The organism is Streptomyces sp. NPDC002133 (genome assembly GCF_040296405.1).
In the GTDB taxonomy this organism is placed as follows: Bacteria; Actinomycetota; Actinomycetes; order Streptomycetales; family Streptomycetaceae; genus Streptomyces.
The window spans coordinates 1-17,466 of record NZ_JBEOXF010000098.1; the positions used below are offsets into that span (position 1 = coordinate 1).

General features: G+C 70.1%; 16 protein-coding genes, 1 tRNA gene and 1 pseudogene. 8 read left to right on the top strand and 10 right to left on the bottom strand.

What is annotated here, in order from left to right:
* The 3 genes from ABT078_RS40670 to ABT078_RS40680 form a co-directional block, all read right to left on the bottom strand.
* Positions 1-203, bottom strand: a 203-nt coding sequence (locus ABT078_RS40670) for a hypothetical protein (protein WP_351237185.1), incomplete at its 3' end; no start/stop codon positions are given.
* A gap of 171 nt (positions 204-374) precedes the next feature.
* The gene (locus tag ABT078_RS40675; protein ID WP_351237187.1) at positions 375-497 is read right to left on the bottom strand and encodes a hypothetical protein; all 123 of its coding nucleotides are present in this window, start codon (positions 495-497) and stop codon (positions 375-377) included.
* A 264-nt stretch (positions 498-761) separates the two neighbouring features.
* A complete protein-coding gene (locus ABT078_RS40680; RefSeq protein WP_351237189.1) occupies positions 762-1,211 on the bottom strand; it encodes a DUF5958 family protein in 450 nt (149 codons plus the stop codon).
* 350 nt (positions 1,212-1,561) lie between these two features.
* Between ABT078_RS40680 and ABT078_RS40685 the strand changes: the two genes are divergently transcribed.
* The 5 genes from ABT078_RS40685 to ABT078_RS40705 all read left to right on the top strand — a co-directional run bounded on the left by ABT078_RS40685 (position 1,562) and on the right by ABT078_RS40705 (position 5,651).
* Positions 1,562-1,966 (top strand): hypothetical protein, encoded by a 405-nt coding sequence (locus tag ABT078_RS40685; protein ID WP_351237191.1) that lies wholly within the window; start codon positions 1,562-1,564, stop codon positions 1,964-1,966.
* A 78-nt stretch (positions 1,967-2,044) separates the two neighbouring features.
* On the top strand, positions 2,045-3,328 hold the full coding sequence (locus tag ABT078_RS40690) for a hypothetical protein (RefSeq protein WP_351237193.1): 1,284 nt from the start codon (positions 2,045-2,047) through the stop codon (positions 3,326-3,328).
* Positions 3,328-3,924 carry a hypothetical protein gene (locus ABT078_RS40695; protein ID WP_351237195.1) on the top strand — a complete coding sequence of 199 codons (597 nt, stop codon included), beginning with the start codon at positions 3,328-3,330 and terminating at the stop codon, positions 3,922-3,924. Before ABT078_RS40690 ends, ABT078_RS40695 begins: the two co-directional genes overlap by 1 nt.
* Positions 3,921-4,652 carry an ATP-binding cassette domain-containing protein gene (locus ABT078_RS40700; RefSeq protein WP_351237197.1) on the top strand — a complete coding sequence of 244 codons (732 nt, stop codon included), beginning with the start codon at positions 3,921-3,923 and terminating at the stop codon, positions 4,650-4,652. Before ABT078_RS40695 ends, ABT078_RS40700 begins: the two co-directional genes overlap by 4 nt.
* A gap of 297 nt (positions 4,653-4,949) precedes the next feature.
* Positions 4,950-5,651, top strand: coding sequence for a CPBP family intramembrane glutamic endopeptidase (locus ABT078_RS40705; protein WP_351237199.1), 702 nt, complete (start codon positions 4,950-4,952; stop codon positions 5,649-5,651).
* Here ABT078_RS40705 and ABT078_RS40710 read toward each other — a convergent pair.
* The 5 genes and pseudogenes from ABT078_RS40710 to ABT078_RS40730 form a co-directional block, all read right to left on the bottom strand.
* Positions 5,650-6,009, bottom strand: a pseudogene (locus ABT078_RS40710) (SUKH-3 domain-containing protein); the annotation flags it as partial. The gene ABT078_RS40705 and the pseudogene ABT078_RS40710 sit on opposite strands and share 2 nt — an antisense overlap.
* A 132-nt stretch (positions 6,010-6,141) precedes the next feature.
* Complete coding sequence (locus ABT078_RS40715) at positions 6,142-6,513, bottom strand: VOC family protein (RefSeq protein ID WP_351237201.1); 372 nt, start codon at positions 6,511-6,513, stop codon at positions 6,142-6,144.
* 241 nt (positions 6,514-6,754) lie between these two features.
* The gene (selB, locus tag ABT078_RS40720) at positions 6,755-8,542 is read right to left on the bottom strand and encodes a selenocysteine-specific translation elongation factor (RefSeq protein ID WP_351237213.1); all 1,788 of its coding nucleotides are present in this window, start codon (positions 8,540-8,542) and stop codon (positions 6,755-6,757) included.
* A gap of 2 nt (positions 8,543-8,544) precedes the next feature.
* Positions 8,545-9,891 (bottom strand): L-seryl-tRNA(Sec) selenium transferase, encoded by a 1,347-nt coding sequence (gene selA, locus ABT078_RS40725; protein WP_351237216.1) that lies wholly within the window; start codon positions 9,889-9,891, stop codon positions 8,545-8,547.
* 23 nt (positions 9,892-9,914) lie between these two features.
* Positions 9,915-10,008 (bottom strand) — tRNA-Sec (locus ABT078_RS40730).
* Positions 10,009-10,241: 233 nt separating this feature from the next.
* On the opposite strand from ABT078_RS40730, the gene ABT078_RS40735 reads away from it, so the two are divergent.
* Both ABT078_RS40735 and selD read left to right on the top strand, forming a co-directional pair.
* Entirely contained in the window at positions 10,242-12,134 is a 1,893-nt protein-coding gene (locus ABT078_RS40735) for a glycerophosphodiester phosphodiesterase family protein (RefSeq protein WP_351237203.1), read from the top strand.
* A 311-nt stretch (positions 12,135-12,445) separates the two neighbouring features.
* Positions 12,446-13,489: a selenide, water dikinase SelD gene (gene selD / locus ABT078_RS40740; RefSeq protein ID WP_351237205.1), complete on the top strand. Its 1,044-nt coding sequence runs from the start codon at positions 12,446-12,448 to the stop codon at positions 13,487-13,489.
* A gap of 117 nt (positions 13,490-13,606) precedes the next feature.
* Here the strand turns inward: selD and ABT078_RS40745 are convergent, their stop codons facing one another.
* A complete protein-coding gene (locus ABT078_RS40745) occupies positions 13,607-14,545 on the bottom strand; it encodes a penicillin-insensitive murein endopeptidase (RefSeq protein WP_351237207.1) in 939 nt (312 codons plus the stop codon).
* Positions 14,546-14,579: 34 nt separating this feature from the next.
* Positions 14,580-16,328 (bottom strand): glycoside hydrolase domain-containing protein, encoded by a 1,749-nt coding sequence (locus tag ABT078_RS40750; RefSeq protein WP_351237209.1) that lies wholly within the window; start codon positions 16,326-16,328, stop codon positions 14,580-14,582.
* A gap of 681 nt (positions 16,329-17,009) precedes the next feature.
* On the opposite strand from ABT078_RS40750, the gene ABT078_RS40755 reads away from it, so the two are divergent.
* Positions 17,010-17,466 (top strand): glycosyltransferase (locus tag ABT078_RS40755; protein WP_351237211.1); only part of this gene is annotated, 457 nt, incomplete at its 3' end.

Here is a 17,466-nt window from a genome sequence, read left to right on the forward strand (position 1 = left end):
GCCGGGGGCGCCACGGCGAGATAGCCGACACGCTGCTTGAGGTCCGGCCGGTCGGCGTCTTCGGCCACCTCGTAGGACCACCGCTTCTCGTTCCATCGCCACAGGCGCGGGGACTCGCCGACCCGGATCAGGGTCAGCTCCCAGTCCGGTCGGTAGGTCCGCTTGACGTAGAGCCCGCCGGGTTTGAGCTGCGCGAACAGCATGGTCCTCCCCCTCGGCCGGCCAGGCGCCGGCCGTTGTCTCCCCATGGTTGGAAGGGCGAGCGCGTATCGCGCGCCGGTGAACCCTTCCGGTCGCGACACTAGCGGTCGGCCTGCTGCTGACGCCGGTGTGGCCGGGCGCCGAGCGCGGCTTACGTTGCGCGCCGCCACTCACTAGGGCCCGACGGGGATCAGCCAGTACCGGTTCGGAGCGCCGCGCTGGATCACGTCGGCCATGCAGAAGACGTTGTGGACCACGGCGGTGTCGGTCATCACCGCGGTGGCGGCCGCCGTCACGGTCGGCCTGTTCGTGACGCTTCGGCTTGAGGCCAGGAAGAAGCGCATCCAAGAGGTTCACACTGCCCGGGACACGTTCTGGCGAGCTGACGATCCCGTCAGCGTGCTCACGGTTGGGGTCCGTGCAGATGTCCCTCGCCGGCGACCCTGACGTCACAGATGTGATTGGCGGGCGTCGGCGTCCATGTCTGTGACGCCCGATCGTCCGTCATTTCCCTCCCTTCCGGCCTCCCCCTGGGTCTCGGCCGAACGCCGATCGGTGCCCTACTCCCGGCCAGCGGCCAGGTGATGCCAGTGGTGTCCGCAGCCGTGGACACGACATCGCGCCCTGCGTCTGCCGTCCGCGACGGCGAGCAGGGCGATCAGCAGACGGAAGGCCTTCATCCGCTCGTGCTGCGGGGTCAGCCCGGCGATTCTGCCCACCTGGTGCTCGATCCGTCCCCGAACGAGCATGACCTCAGGAGTATGGGTCGGCCGGAGACCAGAACGCCGGATGCTCTCCAGGGCCTCCTCGGCGGTGGGATGGGCCTGGAGACAGAACCCCGCGAGCAGGCGCAGTGTCTCCGTCTGCCCGTCCTCGGGGAGGGACGCGAACCACGCGATCCCCTCGTCGAGCGGGCGCAGGTCCTGGGCGAGTTCATTCGTTGTTGCCGAAAGGGGCGAGGGTTGGACGGCCGCCTGTCGGCGGCGCCGGCGCATTGTGCCGTGTGTCACTCATCCCAGCGCTGTCGGACGAGCCTCCCGCCCCGGATGCGGGCAGGCGAAGTCTGCGGGCGGAGCGCCGCAGATGGGTGTGGTAGCCCGGGTTCGCCTGCCGCCAGGCGGTCGTAGCTGCGGGCCGCGTGGTCGAACGCGGCGAACAGTGCTTCGTCGGGGGGCTGTTGGGGAGCGTAAGGCGACAATAAAGTGGCTGGCAGGTTAAATTGACGGAAAGATCAACTGTTCGATAGCTTCCACGCCTCGCCTGATGGGGACAAGCCCTCGTGGGGGGCCGCATCGGGTGGGAGATTCGGAGTTCCCGCATGTCGGGCAGATCTTCCAAGCGTGTATCCGCCGTGGTTGCCATGGCGCCAGCCTTCGTCCTTGCGTTGTCCTCCGGCTCCTCGGCCAACTGGTCGAGCAGCATCGGTGGTTGGACGGACGGTGGCGGGAGTAACGGGCAGTCCCGCTACTGGGCGGACGAGAGCTACACGGAGATCATCTTCAAGGGGTGCACCGAGAACGGCAGTGACACCACTGGTGTCGAGTTGTGGGACTACGACGCACTGTCGGCCAACGACTTCTACGGTGAGAAGACCTTCACCAACTGCTTCAACGGCACGACCTACGCGAGCCGGGGCGAGTACACCGGTCTGCCCACGGAGTCGGACTACTACTTCCAGGTCGACAACGTAGGCGGCGGGAGTAACGCGTGCTGCCTGCTGTGGGCGACTTACGCGGGAGTTGACACCACTCTCGCCGACTCCTGATCAGTGATCTGCAGCGTGGTGTCTCGCTGTCGGCGAGACACCACGCCCCCTACTCGGACCGCTCCAGGAAGCCAAGAAGTGAAACCCCTCACACTCATCAGATCCAGCAGTGCGCTGAGGGTCGCGCCTGTCGCCCTGCTTCTCGTGTTCGCCTACTACGCCACCGATCTCGGTGACGACCTCCGCATCGATCCGCTGGGCTACTCCGCCACCGTGATCGACGCGGTGCTGCGCAACCTGCTGCCCGTGGCCTTCGCGGTCGCCTCGGGTCTCGCCGCGTGGGAGGCGCGGAAGCTAGGACTCTCCGAAATCTGGAGGCTGGGGGCGGTGCGATCCCGCTACACCATCGCCGCACAGCATCTGTCTCCCGTTGTCGCACTGGCCTGGTTGGTCCCGATCCTCCCCACGCTGTGCGCCCTTGTCCAAGAGCAGGTCGCGCCCGACCTGCCCGGACTCACGCTGCTGGCCTTCGCACTGGTGCTCTGCGTCGCCCACGGCATCGTCGGATTCGCCGCCGGAGCCGCCATTCGGCACATCGCCGTAGTGCCGATCATCGCGGTTACCGACTTCCTGGCCGTCGGCTGGTCCACCGGACTGTCGACACCGTGGCCGCGGCACCTCACCGGCCTCTTCGCCGGAAAGATGATGTTCGGCGAACTGCCCACCCCCGCCGCCCTCGCGGCCCCCCTCCTGCTCGCCGTCGGCTGCGCCTGCGCCACGGCTCTGCTCTGGGCACCTGTTACCCGCTGGCTACGAGGAGGCGTCGCGGGAGCACTCGTCGTCGCCAGCGCGTTCGGATCGTTCTCCCTGGTCAGCAACTGGAGCTACATAGGCCCACGGAGCACCGGTCATGGCACACTCGCCTGTGCCGGGCAGTCCCCGCGCATCTGTCTGCCTGAGGCACGCGCTGGGCACATCTCTGCTCTCACCGAGGAAGCGAAGGCGACGCTGGAAACCCTGCGCCGAGCCGGTCTGCCTGCCGAGCCGACTTCCATCGCAGACACTTCTCTCAGCCTCCGATATCCCGAACGGTCCACGGAGGATGACTGGACCGTCCCGCTCGTTCTCGGCGAGGCGACCGGCACCGTTCGCTACCAGATCGCCCGCGAAGTGGTGCGTTACGAATGCGCTCGCCCGGCCACCGGTCCCGCCCGCCTGGTGTACTACTGGGTGTCCTCCAAAGTCGGACAGGCCGACACCTACGTCAAACGGCTCAGCTCCGAACCCGATTTCACGGCCCAAGAACGCAGCCGCATCCAAGACCGAGTAGGAGAGGTCCTGCAGTTGAGCGGGCCGCAGCAAATCGACTGGTACCAGACGACCGTGGCGGAGGCCTGCGAGGAAGACGGGAACACAACGTGATGTGGTGGCTGCGTGCCCGCCGCGCCCACACTCGGCTGCCCCTGGGCTTTCTGATGTTCGCGCTTCTGGCGGCGATCGTTCAGGACACCCCCCTCTTCCTGCCGTCCATATGGTCCGGCGGCTCTGAGATCGTGCAGGCTGTCACACTTGTTCCGCTCGTGCTGACCTCGGTCCTCTTCGACTGCCTGCATACTCGGCTGGACGCCGCCGAGACCACCGGCATCCGACCCGTCAGGTTCCTCGACGTCCTGCTCACACTCGGCGTGGTGGCACTCGCACTCGCCGTGGGCGAGGCGATCGCCATGGTCACCGGGGCCGCATCGGCCGAGACACTGGGCCGCAACACAGTCTTCCTCGCCGGCCTCACCCTGTTGTGCGGGGCTCTCTTCGGGAGATCCGCAGTCCTCGTTCCCGCACTGTGGCCGCTGATCTGCGTACTTTTCGGCATGAGGGCGGCCGGCGATCCCTACCCGTGGACCGTACTCCTCGAACCGCCTGGCACCTGGTACGCCTCCGTGGGAGCCCTCTTGATGCTCGCCGTCGGCGTTGGTGCCCACATCCTTTCACCGAACCGCTTCGCACGGAGAGCCGCATGACCCTCGTTCTCAATTCCTGCACCTTCGCCTACGGCCGGCGGCGGCCTGCTGTGCTGAAGGACTTCAACTACCGCCTTCCGGACGGCCTGACCATCCTTCTCGGACCGAATGGGGCCGGCAAGTCCACGATGTTGCAGCTGGCTGCTGCCGTCACCGCGCCCCAGCGGGGAACCGTGACGTGGGATGGACTTGACGCGAAGAGCAAGGACTACCGGCGGACGGTGGCCTGGATGCCGCAGAACATCACCCCCCTGCCCTCACTCACAGCACGGGAGTACGTCGCTTATGTGGGCTGGCTGAAGGGAATGAGCAGGGGCGATGCCTGGGACAACGCTCCTCGCGCGCTGTCCCGCGTCGAGATGTCGAAGCACGCGGACACCCGCACCAGCCAGCTCTCGGGCGGCCAGCTGAGGCGTGTGGGTGTGGCTTGTGCCCTGGTCCACGATGCACGGGTGCTCCTCCTGGATGAACCCACGGCCGGCATGGACCCACGCCAGCGACGGGTCTTCCGCGATCTGCTCGCCGCGGTCAAGGACGACGTCCGCATCCTGCTGTCCACGCACGACGTGACAGACCTCGCGGAAGAGGCCGATCACGTGTCTGTTCTGGTTGACGGACGTCTCGTGCAGAGCGGGTCAACCAGCGAGTTCCTCGCCCACACTCCGCCCGGTACGGCGCAAGGCCGGGCTGCCGAAGGGGCTTATACGACCCTACTCGAGTCGGCCTGACCTGTTCGGGCGAGCCCGGTCATAGATCAAGGTCGAGACGCCCTTGAACGACCACGAGCGCATCGTTGGCCGGAAACTCACCCCTCGGACACTGACCTCCTCTGATGCGGACCGAGATCATCTCGGCCCGCATCGGTCGTTTCGGGCCCCGCTCGACCACTGCACCCGGATCCACCGGTTCGATACCTGCGGGCAGTTCTCCCGGAAAGCGAAGAAGTGCCTTGTGACCTAGGTGAGATTCACTGAAACTCAGTGAACGGTGTACCCAGGTACACCCCAGCCCGGCATCCAGGTCCAATGCCGGTGGCCCCGCGGAGCGGCATCGTCGAGGCCATGCGAATGACACCTGTTGACATCCGGGTGACGGTCTCGTTCCTCGCCGTCAGCTTCCTGGCAGCCGGCGTGCTGGGCGCGGTTCAGCCCGTGACACGGATACCTCTCGAGGTCATCCAGCTGACGCAGTTCGGGCCTGCCCTCGGGGTGGGGGTGGCCGCGATGCTGTGGCCGCGGCGTGTACGGGCGTTGCTGACCGACGGCCTGCCGGGCCGCGGCGGCCGTGGGGCGCTCCTGATCGTGACGGCGCCGCTGATCATCGCGGTGAGTGCCGGCGCGTACGCGGCGATCAGCGGGGACGCGCGGTTCACGCGTCCTGATGCCCCGTTCGTGCTGATCGCCGCGGCGCAACTGATCGGTGCGTGCGGCGAGGAGATCGGGTGGCGCTGCCTCTTGCAGCCGCTGCTGCACCCCCGCTTCGGTCCCCTCGCGGCCTCGATGGCTGTCGGCATGGCGTGGGGCGTCTGGCACGTTCAGATCTTCGCGCAACACCCCGTGTATGCCGGGGCGTTCCTGATGGCAGCGGTGTCCATGTCGGTCGTGATGGGCTGGGCCCTTGAAGGGGGGCGGACTTCCCGGCTGCTGCTGGCGGGGGGCTTCCATGCGCTAGGGCCTCTGCGAAAGTTGAACCCAGGTGCCAGAGGACATTCGGTCCAACAGCAATGACGCGCCCGCTTGCCGCTACATATGACCTGAACTGGCTCGACCACATGCCCAGAGGGCTGTAGTTCTCTGCGTATCCATGCCTGAGTGTGGAGGCCTCCGCGGCTGTGTCGATGCAGGCGTCAACGGGGTCTATGTGCAGTGACGATCCGGGTACGCGGGCCGGGGAGCTCGTGATCCTCAGCCCGCCGAACTCCGCCCAAATCTCGGGCACCGCATGGTTGAGCTCGAACCCCGACGCTGTCAGTTGCCGTGTCCAGTCCGCGGTGGCGATCCGGCGACCCGCTGTCCATCCGGCAATGCTGAGTGCGTCCAGCACCGAGGACCCGCAGCCGATCAGCGACCTATGGGTGTGTTCCACGCGCCCTTTCCGTCCCCTCAACCGCGCCTGTCCAGCGAAGTCTGCCGCACATCTTTGACCAGCGGCCTGACAGGCGACCTGTCCGCACGAGCCCGGAGATCACTTACGGGACAACGCTTACCAGGCGGCACGTCATCTGTGCTGGTCGACGAGAATGGGGTTGCCGTCCGGGTCGACGACGAGGAAGCTACCGGGGCCGGAGCCGGACTCGTCGACTTCGCTGACGAACTCCATGCCCTGCGCCTTCAGTTCACGCTGCAACTCGCGGATGTCAGTGAATGATTCGAGCGCGTCGGCGTTGTTGTCCCAGCCCGGATTGAACGTCAGCATGTTCTTCTCGAACATTCCCTGGAACAGCCCGATCACGTGATCGCCGTTCTTGAGGATGAGCCAATTCTGTGTGGCGTCGCCTCCGAATTCGACGAACCCGAGCTTCTCGTAGAACCGCCTGGAAGCCTCAAGGTCCTGGACGGACAGGCTCACGGAGAATGCGCCGAGCTTCATTCTGGTCCCCATTCGTACAGTTGTGGTGGATATAAGCTACATTAGCCGCGATCCATGCGTCGCCGTCCCGCTGAACAGGGCGTCGACCGCATGCGCACCTGCTTCTGTTTCGGCTTCTACGCCCCCCGGGTCACCAGCATCGATGCCGTCGCCATCGTCAAGCGCGCTTCGTACTGCCTCCGCCACCGCACCCCCGGCCGCGTGGGCAACACCCCGGACAGCTCAAGCGGAAACACGTGCCTCAGGGCGGTGCGGTGACTGGCGCCGACCGGGCAGGCGGCGGGCACCGGCGGCGCTTGTCGGGAAGCAGCTCGGTGATGCCCTGAGCGTCACAGTGCTCCAGCAGGGGAACGGTGACGCGTCGGCTGGTCTCCAGGGCGCTGCTCGCCGTTCCCACGGTGAACGGCTGGTCGAGTGCGCTCAGCCGGTCGGCCGCCAGCCGCGGGGCGTCGGGGAGCAGCACCACGTGTTCCGCGAGCCGCAGGACGGCCCCGTGGCGGGCCGCCGCGGCGAGTTCGCGGCGACCGAGGCCGAGTTCCGCGAGCCGCTGGGATTGGGGGGCGGCGAACGGCCGGCCGGCGAGTTCGGTGATGAGGCGGCGTACCGCGTCCGCGACAGAGGCGGGCAGCGCCGTGGAGCCGGCGGTCACGCGCCCGAGGCTCATCCGCAGGGGCGGTGTAACCAGCGCCTCCACCAGGGACGCGGAAGGCAGGCCAAGGCGATGCCGAGCGATTTCCACCGGCACGCCCTCCTCGGTGGGCCGCTCGGAGCGGTACGCGGCGACCAGATCGGCCAGCCGGGCGCGCAGGGCGGCCCAGTGGGCGGGCTCGGCCAGCCAGTCGCCCGCGACCGGCACGCTGTGGACCGCCACCCCCATCGCGGTCAGTTCCTGGCGCGTGACCAGCAGTCGGCGCCGTAGCTCGTCCGCCTCGCTCGGAGTGCCACGCGCGTCGCCCAGTTCGGCCGCCCGCCGGCCCGCGGCGCCGCGGCGCCGCAGGTCCGGTGGCCGGGGATCGAGCACTGTCACGCCCGCCAGCACCCGCCGCAGACCCGGATCGCGCAGCACCGCACGGTCTCCGATGCGCAGCGGCAGCGGCGCCGGCAGGGTCAGCCGGACGATGTCCGCGCCGAGCGGCCGCACTCGTACCGGCACAGCAGCGGAGCCGATGTGGGCGACAGCGGTGCGGGGCAGATCGGCGGCCGGTGTTCCGCCATGCACGCGCACGTCGCAGCGCAGACAGGGGAAGACGCTGTCGGGGGTGAGCAGTGCGTCGCCGCGGCCCGTCGAATCCTTGTCGAGACCGCGGAGGTTGACGGCCACCCGGGCGGTCGCCCGCACCGTACCGGTCTCCTCGCCGAGGGCCTGCAGCGCCCTGACGCGCACGGAACGGCCGGACCGGGCGGTCACCAGAACATCGCCCCCCTGGATCCGCCCGGCACCGAGCGTGCCCGTTACCACCAACCCGCTGCCGCGCACGGTGAAGGAGCGGTCGATCCACAGCCGCACCGGCGCGTCGGCGTCCCCGTCCGGCAGCCGCCCGGCCAGCCGGTCGAGGGCGGCGCGCAGCTCGACAAGGCCCGCGCCGGTGCGGGCGCTGACGGCCACGGCCTCGACGCCGCCGAGGCTGCTGGACCGGATCCGTTCCAGTGCCTGCGCCGTGGCGGGGCCGGGGTCGGCCAGGTCGCAGCGGGTGACGGCGAGCAGGCCGTGCCGTACGCCCAGGGCGTCCACGGCGGCGAGATGCTCGGCGGACTGCGGCTTCCAGCCCTCGTCCGCGGCGACCACGAACAGCACGGCGGGCACGGGCCCCACACCGGCCAGCATGGTGGGGACGAACTTCTCGTGTCCCGGGACGTCGACGAACGCGAGCCGCTCGCCCGATGGCAGATCCGTCCACGCGAAGCCCAGGTCGATGGTCAGACCACGGCGCCGCTCCTCCGCCAGCCGGTCGGGGTGTGTGCCGGTCAGCGCCTGGATCAGCGTGCTCTTGCCGTGGTCGACGTGCCCGGCCGTCGCGATGACCCGCATGCTCACCGGCCCGCCGCGCAAAGCACCGCGGCGAGGACGTCGTCGTCGTAATCCTCCGGCACGCACCGCAGGTCCAGCAGCAGCCGGCCGCGCACCACCCGGCCCAGCACGGCCGGTTCACCGGTGCGCAGCGGTGCCGCCAGGTCCTCGGGGAGGCTCAGCGCACAGGACGGCAGAACGATCCCAGGGGCGCCGCCGCCTCCGACCACCGCATCGGAAGGCACGACGCACGCGTCCAGACCTCGTTGCGCGGCGCCCTCGGCCAGGCGCAGCGTCCGTGCGCGCAACCGCGGCAGCGGCATGTGCACGGCGGCGAGCACGGGCGGCTCGGGACCGCGCAGCGTCGCCTCCAGTGCGGCCAGGGTGAACTTGTCCACGCGCAGCGCCCGGGCCAGCGGATGGCGGCGCATCCGCTCCACCACGGCGGCCCGGCCGAGAACCAGCCCCGCCTGCGGCCCCCCGAGCAGCTTGTCCCCGCTGGCGGTGACCAGCGTGGCCCCGGCCCGCAGCGCGGTGTCCGCGTCCGGCTCGCCCGGCAGCACCGGGTCGGGTGCGAGGAGACCGGATCCGATGTCGACCACCACCGGCAGGCCCAACGAAGCCAGCTCGCCGACGTCCACGCCCCGGGTGAAGCCGCTCACCGTGAAGTTCGACGGGTGGATCTTGAGGATGAATCCGGTGTCCGGGCCGACGGCGTCCGCGTAGTCGTCGAGCCGGGTCCGGTTGGTGGTGCCGACCTCGCGGATCCGGGCGCCGCACGAGGTCAGCAGCTCAGGTATCCGGAAGCCGTCACCGATCTCGACGAACTCGCCCCGGCTGAGCAGGATGTCGCGCCCCGGGGCCAGTGTGGCGACGGCCAGCGCGAGGGCGGCAGCTCCGTTGTTGACCACGTGCACGGCCTCTGCGGCCGGTACGGCCTCCCGCAGGGCCGCCATGGCGCTGCGGCCACGCGGCGCGCGTCTGCCGGTGCTCAGGTCCAGTTCGACGTCCGTGTATCCGCCGGCCGCCGCCATCGCCTCCAGCGCGGACCGCGACAGCGGAGCCCGTCCCAGATTGGTGTGCAGCACCACGCCGGTGGCGTTGTGCACGGGGCGCAGCCCGGCCGCGTGCGCGGGGAGCGCGGCGAGCGCGGCACGGACCGCGTCGTCCGGCTCGATCCGTCCTTCGCGTACGGCCTGCTGGGCGGTGGCGACCGCGGCCTTGACGACGGTCCTGCCCAGCCGCGCGGACGCCTCGCTCAGCCGGGGATCGCCGAGCAGCAGCGTGGTGCTCGGCACCCGCCGCCGGGGATCCGTGGACGGCACCTGCCGCCGGGGTTCCGCAGGCGGCTCCCGCCGCTCGTCCGCCACCTGCGCCACCCCGATCGATGTCAGCGGAGGCGGACGGGAATCGAACCCGCCTGGCCCGGATCCCGGACCACACCGATTTTGAAGATCGGGAGGGGCACCAGCCCGCCCAACGCCTCCGGGGCACGATTGTGATCCCCGTACACTGCCGGGGCAAGAGTTGACTCCTCTTCCTCCCTGAAGGGGAGGGGATTCCTCGCTCATGTTGCCAGCGGTCCGGCGGGCCGGCAGATGGTCGGCCCGGTTTCCGGCTGCCGAGCGGAGGCTGCGGTCTCCCTTCACCAGCCTGCGGTTTCCCGATCTTTCACGATCAGGATGCTCTCCGGACGACAAAGCCTTCTAGCTTCGTCGTCATGATCTCCCGTTCCCAGTCCCGACCGGCCGGCGTCGCTACCGCGCTGACCGCCGTCGGCTCTCTCGCGCTGCTGTCCCTCGCCCCGTCCGCCCACGCCGACCCCGCTGTCGAGCCGGGCGACGTCGTCGTCTCCGAGAACTTCGACTCCGGTGTGCTTCCCGCCGGTTGGCGGGCCATCGACGGGGAGTGGCAGGTGCACAACGGCCGGCTGGTCGGCACCGCTGCCTCCGGCACCAAGAAGCTGACCTTCGGCTCGCACCTGAAGAACTACCGGTTCGAGGCGACCGCGCGCTTCGAGTCCGTCAACGAGGCCACCCGCTGGTTCGCACTGGGTCTGGACGTGCCGGCCTCCGGCGCCACCCCTTGGTGGATCGCCACCCTGCGCAGCGGCAGCACCGCCTCCAACGGCGTGGAGTTCGCCCAGTTGACCCCGGCCGGCGCGTGGAACGTCACCAACACCACCTCCGCCCCGCAGGCCGCCGCGACCGGACGGGACGTCAAGGTCCGCATCGAGGTGCACGGCCACCAGGCCGCCTGGTTCCTCGACGGCAAGCAGCTGATGAAGACCAACCAGCTCCAGCGCTCCGCCGACGGCGGCCTCGCCTTCGTGGTCAACGGCGCGAAGGTCTCCTTCGACGACGTGAGGGTCACCGCGCTCGGCCCGAACGGCTACCTGCGCCCCGAGGGTGCCCCGGTGACCGTCATCGCGCACCGCGGTGCCTCCTCCGCCGCTCCGGAGAACACCATGACCGCCCAGGAGATCGGCCGCCGCGGCGGCGCCGACTTCATCGAGAACGACGTGCAGCTCAGCAAGGACGGCGTGCCGTACCTGATGCACGACAACACCGTCGACCGCACCACCGACGGTACCGGCGACATCACCACCCTGACCTCGACGCAGATCGACGGGCTGGACGCCGGCTCCTGGTTCGCCCCTGCCTTCGCCGGCGCACGCGTCCCCACGCTCGCCCAGCAACTCGCCGACCTGCGTACCCGCGGCGGCAACCTGCTCCTGGAGGTCAAGCGGGCGGACACCAAGGAGCAGGTCGCCAAGATGATCGACGTTGTGCGCGCCGAGAAGATGACCGACCGCGTCTTCGTACAGAGCTTCAGCCAGGACCACCTGCGCTGGGTGTACGAGCTGGCGCCGGAGCTACCGCTCGGTCTGCTCACCGGCAGCCTGCACGCCGAACCGGTGGCCGTGGCCAAGGACCTGCACCTGACCTCGTACAACCCCAGCGGCGGCGCCCTGGAGGCCCGGCCCGAGGCCGTGGACGAGCTGCACAAGGCCGGCGTGGCCACCATGGTCTGGACGATCGACTCCGCCGCGAAGTGGAAGCAGTACGACGAGTACGGCGTCGACGCGATCATCACCAACCGGCCCACCGAGCTGACCGGCTGGAACCAGGCCAAGGCGCAGCAGGTCACTCCGCAGACGGCAGCGGCCGTCACCTCCCCGGCCGACGGCGCCGTGTTGGACCGCGCCCAGCGCCCCGTTCTCGCCGTGGACACCGACAACGCGGACGCCACGCAGACGGAAATTGCCGTGGACGGCGTGGCCCACAAGGCCGGCCAGGCGCTGGACATGACGAAGCTGGCCGCCGGCGAACACACCGTCACCGTCAAGGCGACCGGTGCCTCGGGTACCGCCACGGCCACCAGCACCTTCACGGTCAAGGCCGACCAGGCCGGCCTCGGTCACCTGATCCTGACCTCGCAGGGCAAGCCGACCACCATGTCCGTGCTGCTCTCCGAGCTGGCCGGCGGCAAGTACGCCCTGCTGGCCAAGACCGCGGAGCTGGCCGGCCGGCACGGCGGTCTGCCGGCGGACGCCGCGAAGCTGATCGCCGCCGACGCCCGTCAGCTTCAGTCCGAGGCGGACGACCGCTGACGACCCGTTCCCGGCCCTGCGGAGCCGGGCCGGGAACAGCCCGTCCGTCCTCGCCTCCTTGCAGGAAAGGCAGGCGGGGACGACACACGCAGTCGGTAGGTGTACCGGGCGTGCTGCTCGGCCCCCTCGTCCCTCACCGCTGTCGTCGTGGTCCCCAACCTACTCGGGACCACGGGCAACGAGCGAAAGCGCTGGTTCGGACCAGTTGCGCAGACAGACTCCGCCGCTTCGCGGCTCCGGCCCAAGGACCTATTCTTCCCCGGCCTGAAGCCGAGGCCTCCTGGGCAGACGACAGGTGAAATCATCGTTGTATGACGACAGTTGACCCTGCGGTCGAACCCGCGGTGCCCGTCCGGCTGACCCAGTACGCACACGGCGGCGGCTGCGCCTGCAAGATCCCTCCGGGGGAGCTGGAGGCGATGGTCTCGGGACTGATGCCGGCGCGGATCCCCGGGCAGGCCCCGGGTGCAGGCGAGGACCGGCTGCTGGTCGGACTCGACGACGGCGACGACGCCGCGGTCGTGCGCACCGGTGACGGCACCGCCGTGGTGTCGACGGCCGACTTCTTCACGCCCGTCGTGGACGACGCCCGTGACTGGGGCCGGATCGCCGCGGCCAACGCCCTGTCCGACGTCTATGCGATGGGCGGCCGGCCCCTCGTCGGGCTCAACCTGCTGGGCTGGCCGCGTGACGTCCTGCCCGCGGAGCTGGCCCAGGAGGTGCTGGCGGGAGCGCTCGACGTCGCGGGCAGCGCCGGTTGCCTCGTCGGCGGCGGTCACAGCATCGACAGCCCGGAGCCGCTCTACGGCATGGCCGTGACCGGTCTGGTGGACCCGGATCGGCTGCTGCGCAACGACGCCGGCCGGCCGGGTGTGCCGCTCACGCTGACCAAGCCGTTGGGTGTCGGGATCCTCAACAACCGTCACAAGCGGACGGGCGAGGTCTTCCCGCACGCCGTCGCCAGCATGGCCGCGCTCAACGACCGGGCCAGCGCTGCGGCCCTGGAGGCCGGTGCCGTGTGCGCCACCGATGTGACCGGGTTCGGGCTGCTCGGCCATCTGCACAAGCTGGCCCGCGCCAGCCGCGTCACCGCCGTGGTGGACGCCGCTGCCGTCCCCGTGCTCGACGGCGCCCTGGAGTCCCTGCGGGCCGGGTACGTCAGCGGCGGCACGAGGCGCAATTTCGACTGGGTGCGCCCGCATCTGGACGCGGGACGGGCGACCGACGACCAGTTGCATCTGCTCGCCGACGCGCAGACCTCCGGAGGGCTGCTGGTCGCCGGGGAGGTTCCCGGACATCCGGTCATCGGGGAACTGGTCCCCGCCGTCGCCGGTACGACGCTCGTCGTGCGCTGAGCACCGAGGTCGACGGCCTGGCGGACGCCCTCGCCACGGCGACGAGCTCGGCCCCGCCGCGCACCGCGATCGACGGCCGCGGACCCGCAGGCGACGCCCGGGCCCGCGGCCGACGCGTCACCGGTAGCGGATGTGCAGATGGTTGTCGTGGTTCGGGTAGCTCGTGGTCAGCCCCTCCGAGATGAGTTGCGGATCGTTGAAGAAGATCAGTTCGACATGGCCGGAGGCCTTCGCCCGGATCTGCTGCACGAGCGCGCGGGTGGCCGCACGGTCGTACGTCGACGACTGCCAGGTGATCCGCCCCGCCGTGCACTGCGCGGAGTCGGTCCGGATCGGCCACACGTCGATGTCCATCCCGACCTCGTGGCTGGCGTGGCCGGGTATGTCGCCGCCGTGCTCGAAGCCCGAGTCGCCGACCGGCAGTCTGCCGTTCCCGGTGGCGGCGAAGCCGGCTGCGGCGGCCTCCATCTGACCGACAGCGCCGGCTGTTGCCCAGTGGGCGTTGGCGTTGCCGTCGGGGCTCTGCGCGCACATCGTGCCGGTGCCGAAGGCGATGTTCTCGTAGTGCCACAGCAGGTTCTGCCAGGTGACCGGCCCGACGACGCCGTCCGCGCCGATCCCTGCATGGGACTGGAAGGTGCGCACGGCGGAGGCGGTGGCAGGCCCGAAGGCACCGTCGACCGTGAGGCCCGCGCCCCGCTTGGCGTTGAGCAGCGACTGGACGGCCAGCACCGCAGGCCCGTTGTCGCCCTGCCGTACGGTGGCGGCGAGCGCGCCCCAGGTGGCGGGCCCGGCGATGCCGTCCGCCGTCAGGCCCTTGGACTGCTGGAAGCCCACCAACGCGCTGTGCGTGCCCGAGCCGAAGACGCCGTCCACGGCCACGGAGCGGCCGTGCGCGGCGAGCAGGTGCTGCAGCGCGACGACGTCGGAGCCCCGGTTGCCGTTGCTCGTCAGCGGGAACGCGGCCTGGGGGAAGGCCTGCGCGGGGACGCCCAGTCCGAGGAGCAGGCCGGCCACCGCGGCGAACAGCGTGATGATCCGCGCGAGTCGTCTCACGATTCCTCCCTCACTTTCCTGGTCACCGTTCTGCTCACTTTCCTGACTGGAGGGCGCCCCAGGTGGCGGGGCCGACCTGGCCGTCGACGCTCAGCCCGCGCGTGGACTGGTAGTCGCGTACGGCCTGGTCGGTGCCCGGGCCGAAGTCGCCGTCGATGGCCACCGTCCGGCCGAGCGCGGCGGTCAGGGCGCGCTGCAGCCGCGTGACGGCCTCGCCCGTCGAGCCGTTCTGGACGGTGGGGGTCGATCCACGGGACAGCAGGGCGGTCCAGGTCTTCGGGCCGACCACGCCGTCCGCCGTGAGGCCCCTGCTGGTCTGGAAGTTCCTGGCGGCGGTGGTCGTGTTGGGGCCGAAGTCCCCGTCCGGGGCGCCCGGGTCGTAACCGGCGGCCTTCAGCAGGCACTGGGCGGCCTTGACCAGGTTCCCGGTCGAACCGCTCTGGACGGTGGTGTACGCGGTGAAGTCCAGGCTCACCCCCGTGCAGGTGGGCGCGGGCGGGGTGCCGGTGCCCACGTCCAGGTAGTCGCGGTCGATGTTGATCGAGTAGCCGCCGTAGGACTCGGTGACCTCGCCCACGTACTGGTGGATCCGCTGGTGGTTGGACCAGTGACTGGCCGGCACGTAGGTACCGGTGTTGGTGTCGGCGGCTCCGTTCCACCACGCGTAGAAGAGGTGGTCGACCCGGGTGTAGGCGCTGTTGTTGTACTCGCTGGCGGCGTCCCTGATGCCGGAGGCGGCGCTGGAGTAGAAGCCCGACAGATAGCCGCTGCTGTGCAGCCGCTCGCTCCAGCCGGACAGGTACGAGAGCACGGCCGCCTTGCAGGATGCGGTGGAGGTGTAGGCCTCGATGTCGCTGTAGATGGCGCTGCCGGACGGGATGCCGAGGTTCGACGCGGCGGTGATGGCGCCGGCCGCCGCGGTGACGCCCTGGGACTTGGCCGTGGCCGGGTCGGCGGACATCTTCAGTGAGTAGCTGGTGCACGGCGCCTGGCGGCCGACGTCGATGGGGAACAGCCGCCATCCGTTGTTGGTCTGGTTGGTCACCCAGCTCGCGGTCAGGTTCGGCTGTGCGCAGCCGCGGAAGGAACCGCTGATGTAGACGCCGACCGCGCTGTAGGGCGAGCTCGCCTGCCAGGCGTTCATGGCGGCCTGCGAGGGTGCGGTGCAGGCGTCGAAGCCCTTGCCGAGGTAGCTGCCCGGCTGCGGCCCGGCCGCGGCCAGGGGCGCGGCGGCGGAGCGCTGTGCGGCGCGGGGCAGTTCGGTGCGTTCGGCGCTCGCGGTCAGCTCGGCCGAGTTGAGGGCGTCGCGCACCAGGCTCTCGGTCGCCGGGGTGTGGGCGGCGGTGACGAGGACGCCGGCGTCCTCGACCGCGAGCTGGATGGTGTCGTTGCTGGACGCGGCGGACGGGGCGGTGGCCTTGCCTCGCTGCGCCCGCGTGGTCGCCGCCGTCGTATGGCCGGCGGAGCGTGCGGTGATGGGTTCCACGACGATGCCTGCCGTACGGCCGACGACTCGGGCGGGGCAGTCGTTCTGGTCGGCGGGCTCGCCGATGTAGACGGCGGGTCTGTCGAACCGGAGGCAGGCGCCCGGGTTCTCGGCGAGATCGACCACCTGCCAGTCGGCGGGCACTTCGATGCGGTAGCCGTGGAAGGTGACGGCCTGGCGGCTCTTCGGCGGGGCGGCCGCAAGGGCCGGGCCGGGGACGGCGGATGCACCGATACCGGCGAGCACCGCCAGCACGGCCGCTGCGGCGCGGACGCGCCAGAGCTTGCGGGACGACATCAGGGCACTCCTACTCGATGCGGGGGAAAGTGGGGCAGAGCGGCGCGGCGGGTCTGCTCCGTGCCGGGACGAGCGGTGCGTGTCGGACTCGCAGTTCAAACGCGGACGTACTGTTCAGGCGCCGCCGCAACCGGGCGCGGACCGGGCACGGTTGTTGCCGCCATGGGCATGACAATATGAGAGGTTCGGGGCGCGCGTCGCAACATCGGTCCTCCGTCTGTGTCCTGATTCCCCGCAAGGGGACTCAGCCGAGTTTGGCGCCGCAATCGTGACGTGTCCACTCCGTCACCATTTGCCACAGGACCAGACCTCCGGCACAACCTGCCGGGCAGGCAACGGCCGTTGATCCGTCCGGGGCGTCGCACGGTCCGTCCCGGTGGTTCGCCGCCACGTGCGCCCTTGGTGGCGGAACTCCCGCGAGGCAAAGCCCGATGGCTGGTGGCCTGACGCATGGCCTGCGGTGTCACAGGTCGGGTGGCCACTCGGTCTTACTCGTGGCCCACCGAACTCGGTGGCGTGGGAAGAAGGGTGGATTATGAGGGTTACCTGTCGCCGAGAAGCAGCCTCGTCGGCGCGTTCCGGGTTCAGCGGCGGCGATTCGTCCAGTGGTCGCGCCCATTCCTTCGGCCCCGTCTGCCAGTCGTCCGGGCGAGGCGTGGTCCTCCGTGGCGGAGTCGGCCGGTGAGTACCTTCGCGTTCCTCAACATCGCCATGCACGGGCACGTCAACCCGACGCTGCCGGTCGTGGCCGAGCTTGTCCGGCGCGGCCACTCCGTCACGTACTACACCTCGCCCGCGTTCCGTGAGGAGATCGAGGCCACCGGCGCGACGGTGTGCCTCTACCCCGGGGGCGATCAGCCGCTGCCCGATCCGCCGATGCCGATCACGCTGATGGAGGGGCTTGCGGGTGCCACCGTCCGCTTGCTGCCCGCTGTGCTCAGCGATCTGCGTCGTGTCCGGCCCGACCTGATCGTTCACGACAATGCCTGTTTGTGGGGCGCGGTCGCCGCGAGCGAACTCGGCGTGCCGGCCGCGTCGTCGCACACCACGTTCGCCTACAACCGGCGTGTGCCCAGCCCCACCCGCGGGTCGTGGGACCTGCTGGCCTCGGCGACGGCCCGGCCCCGCAACCTCCAGG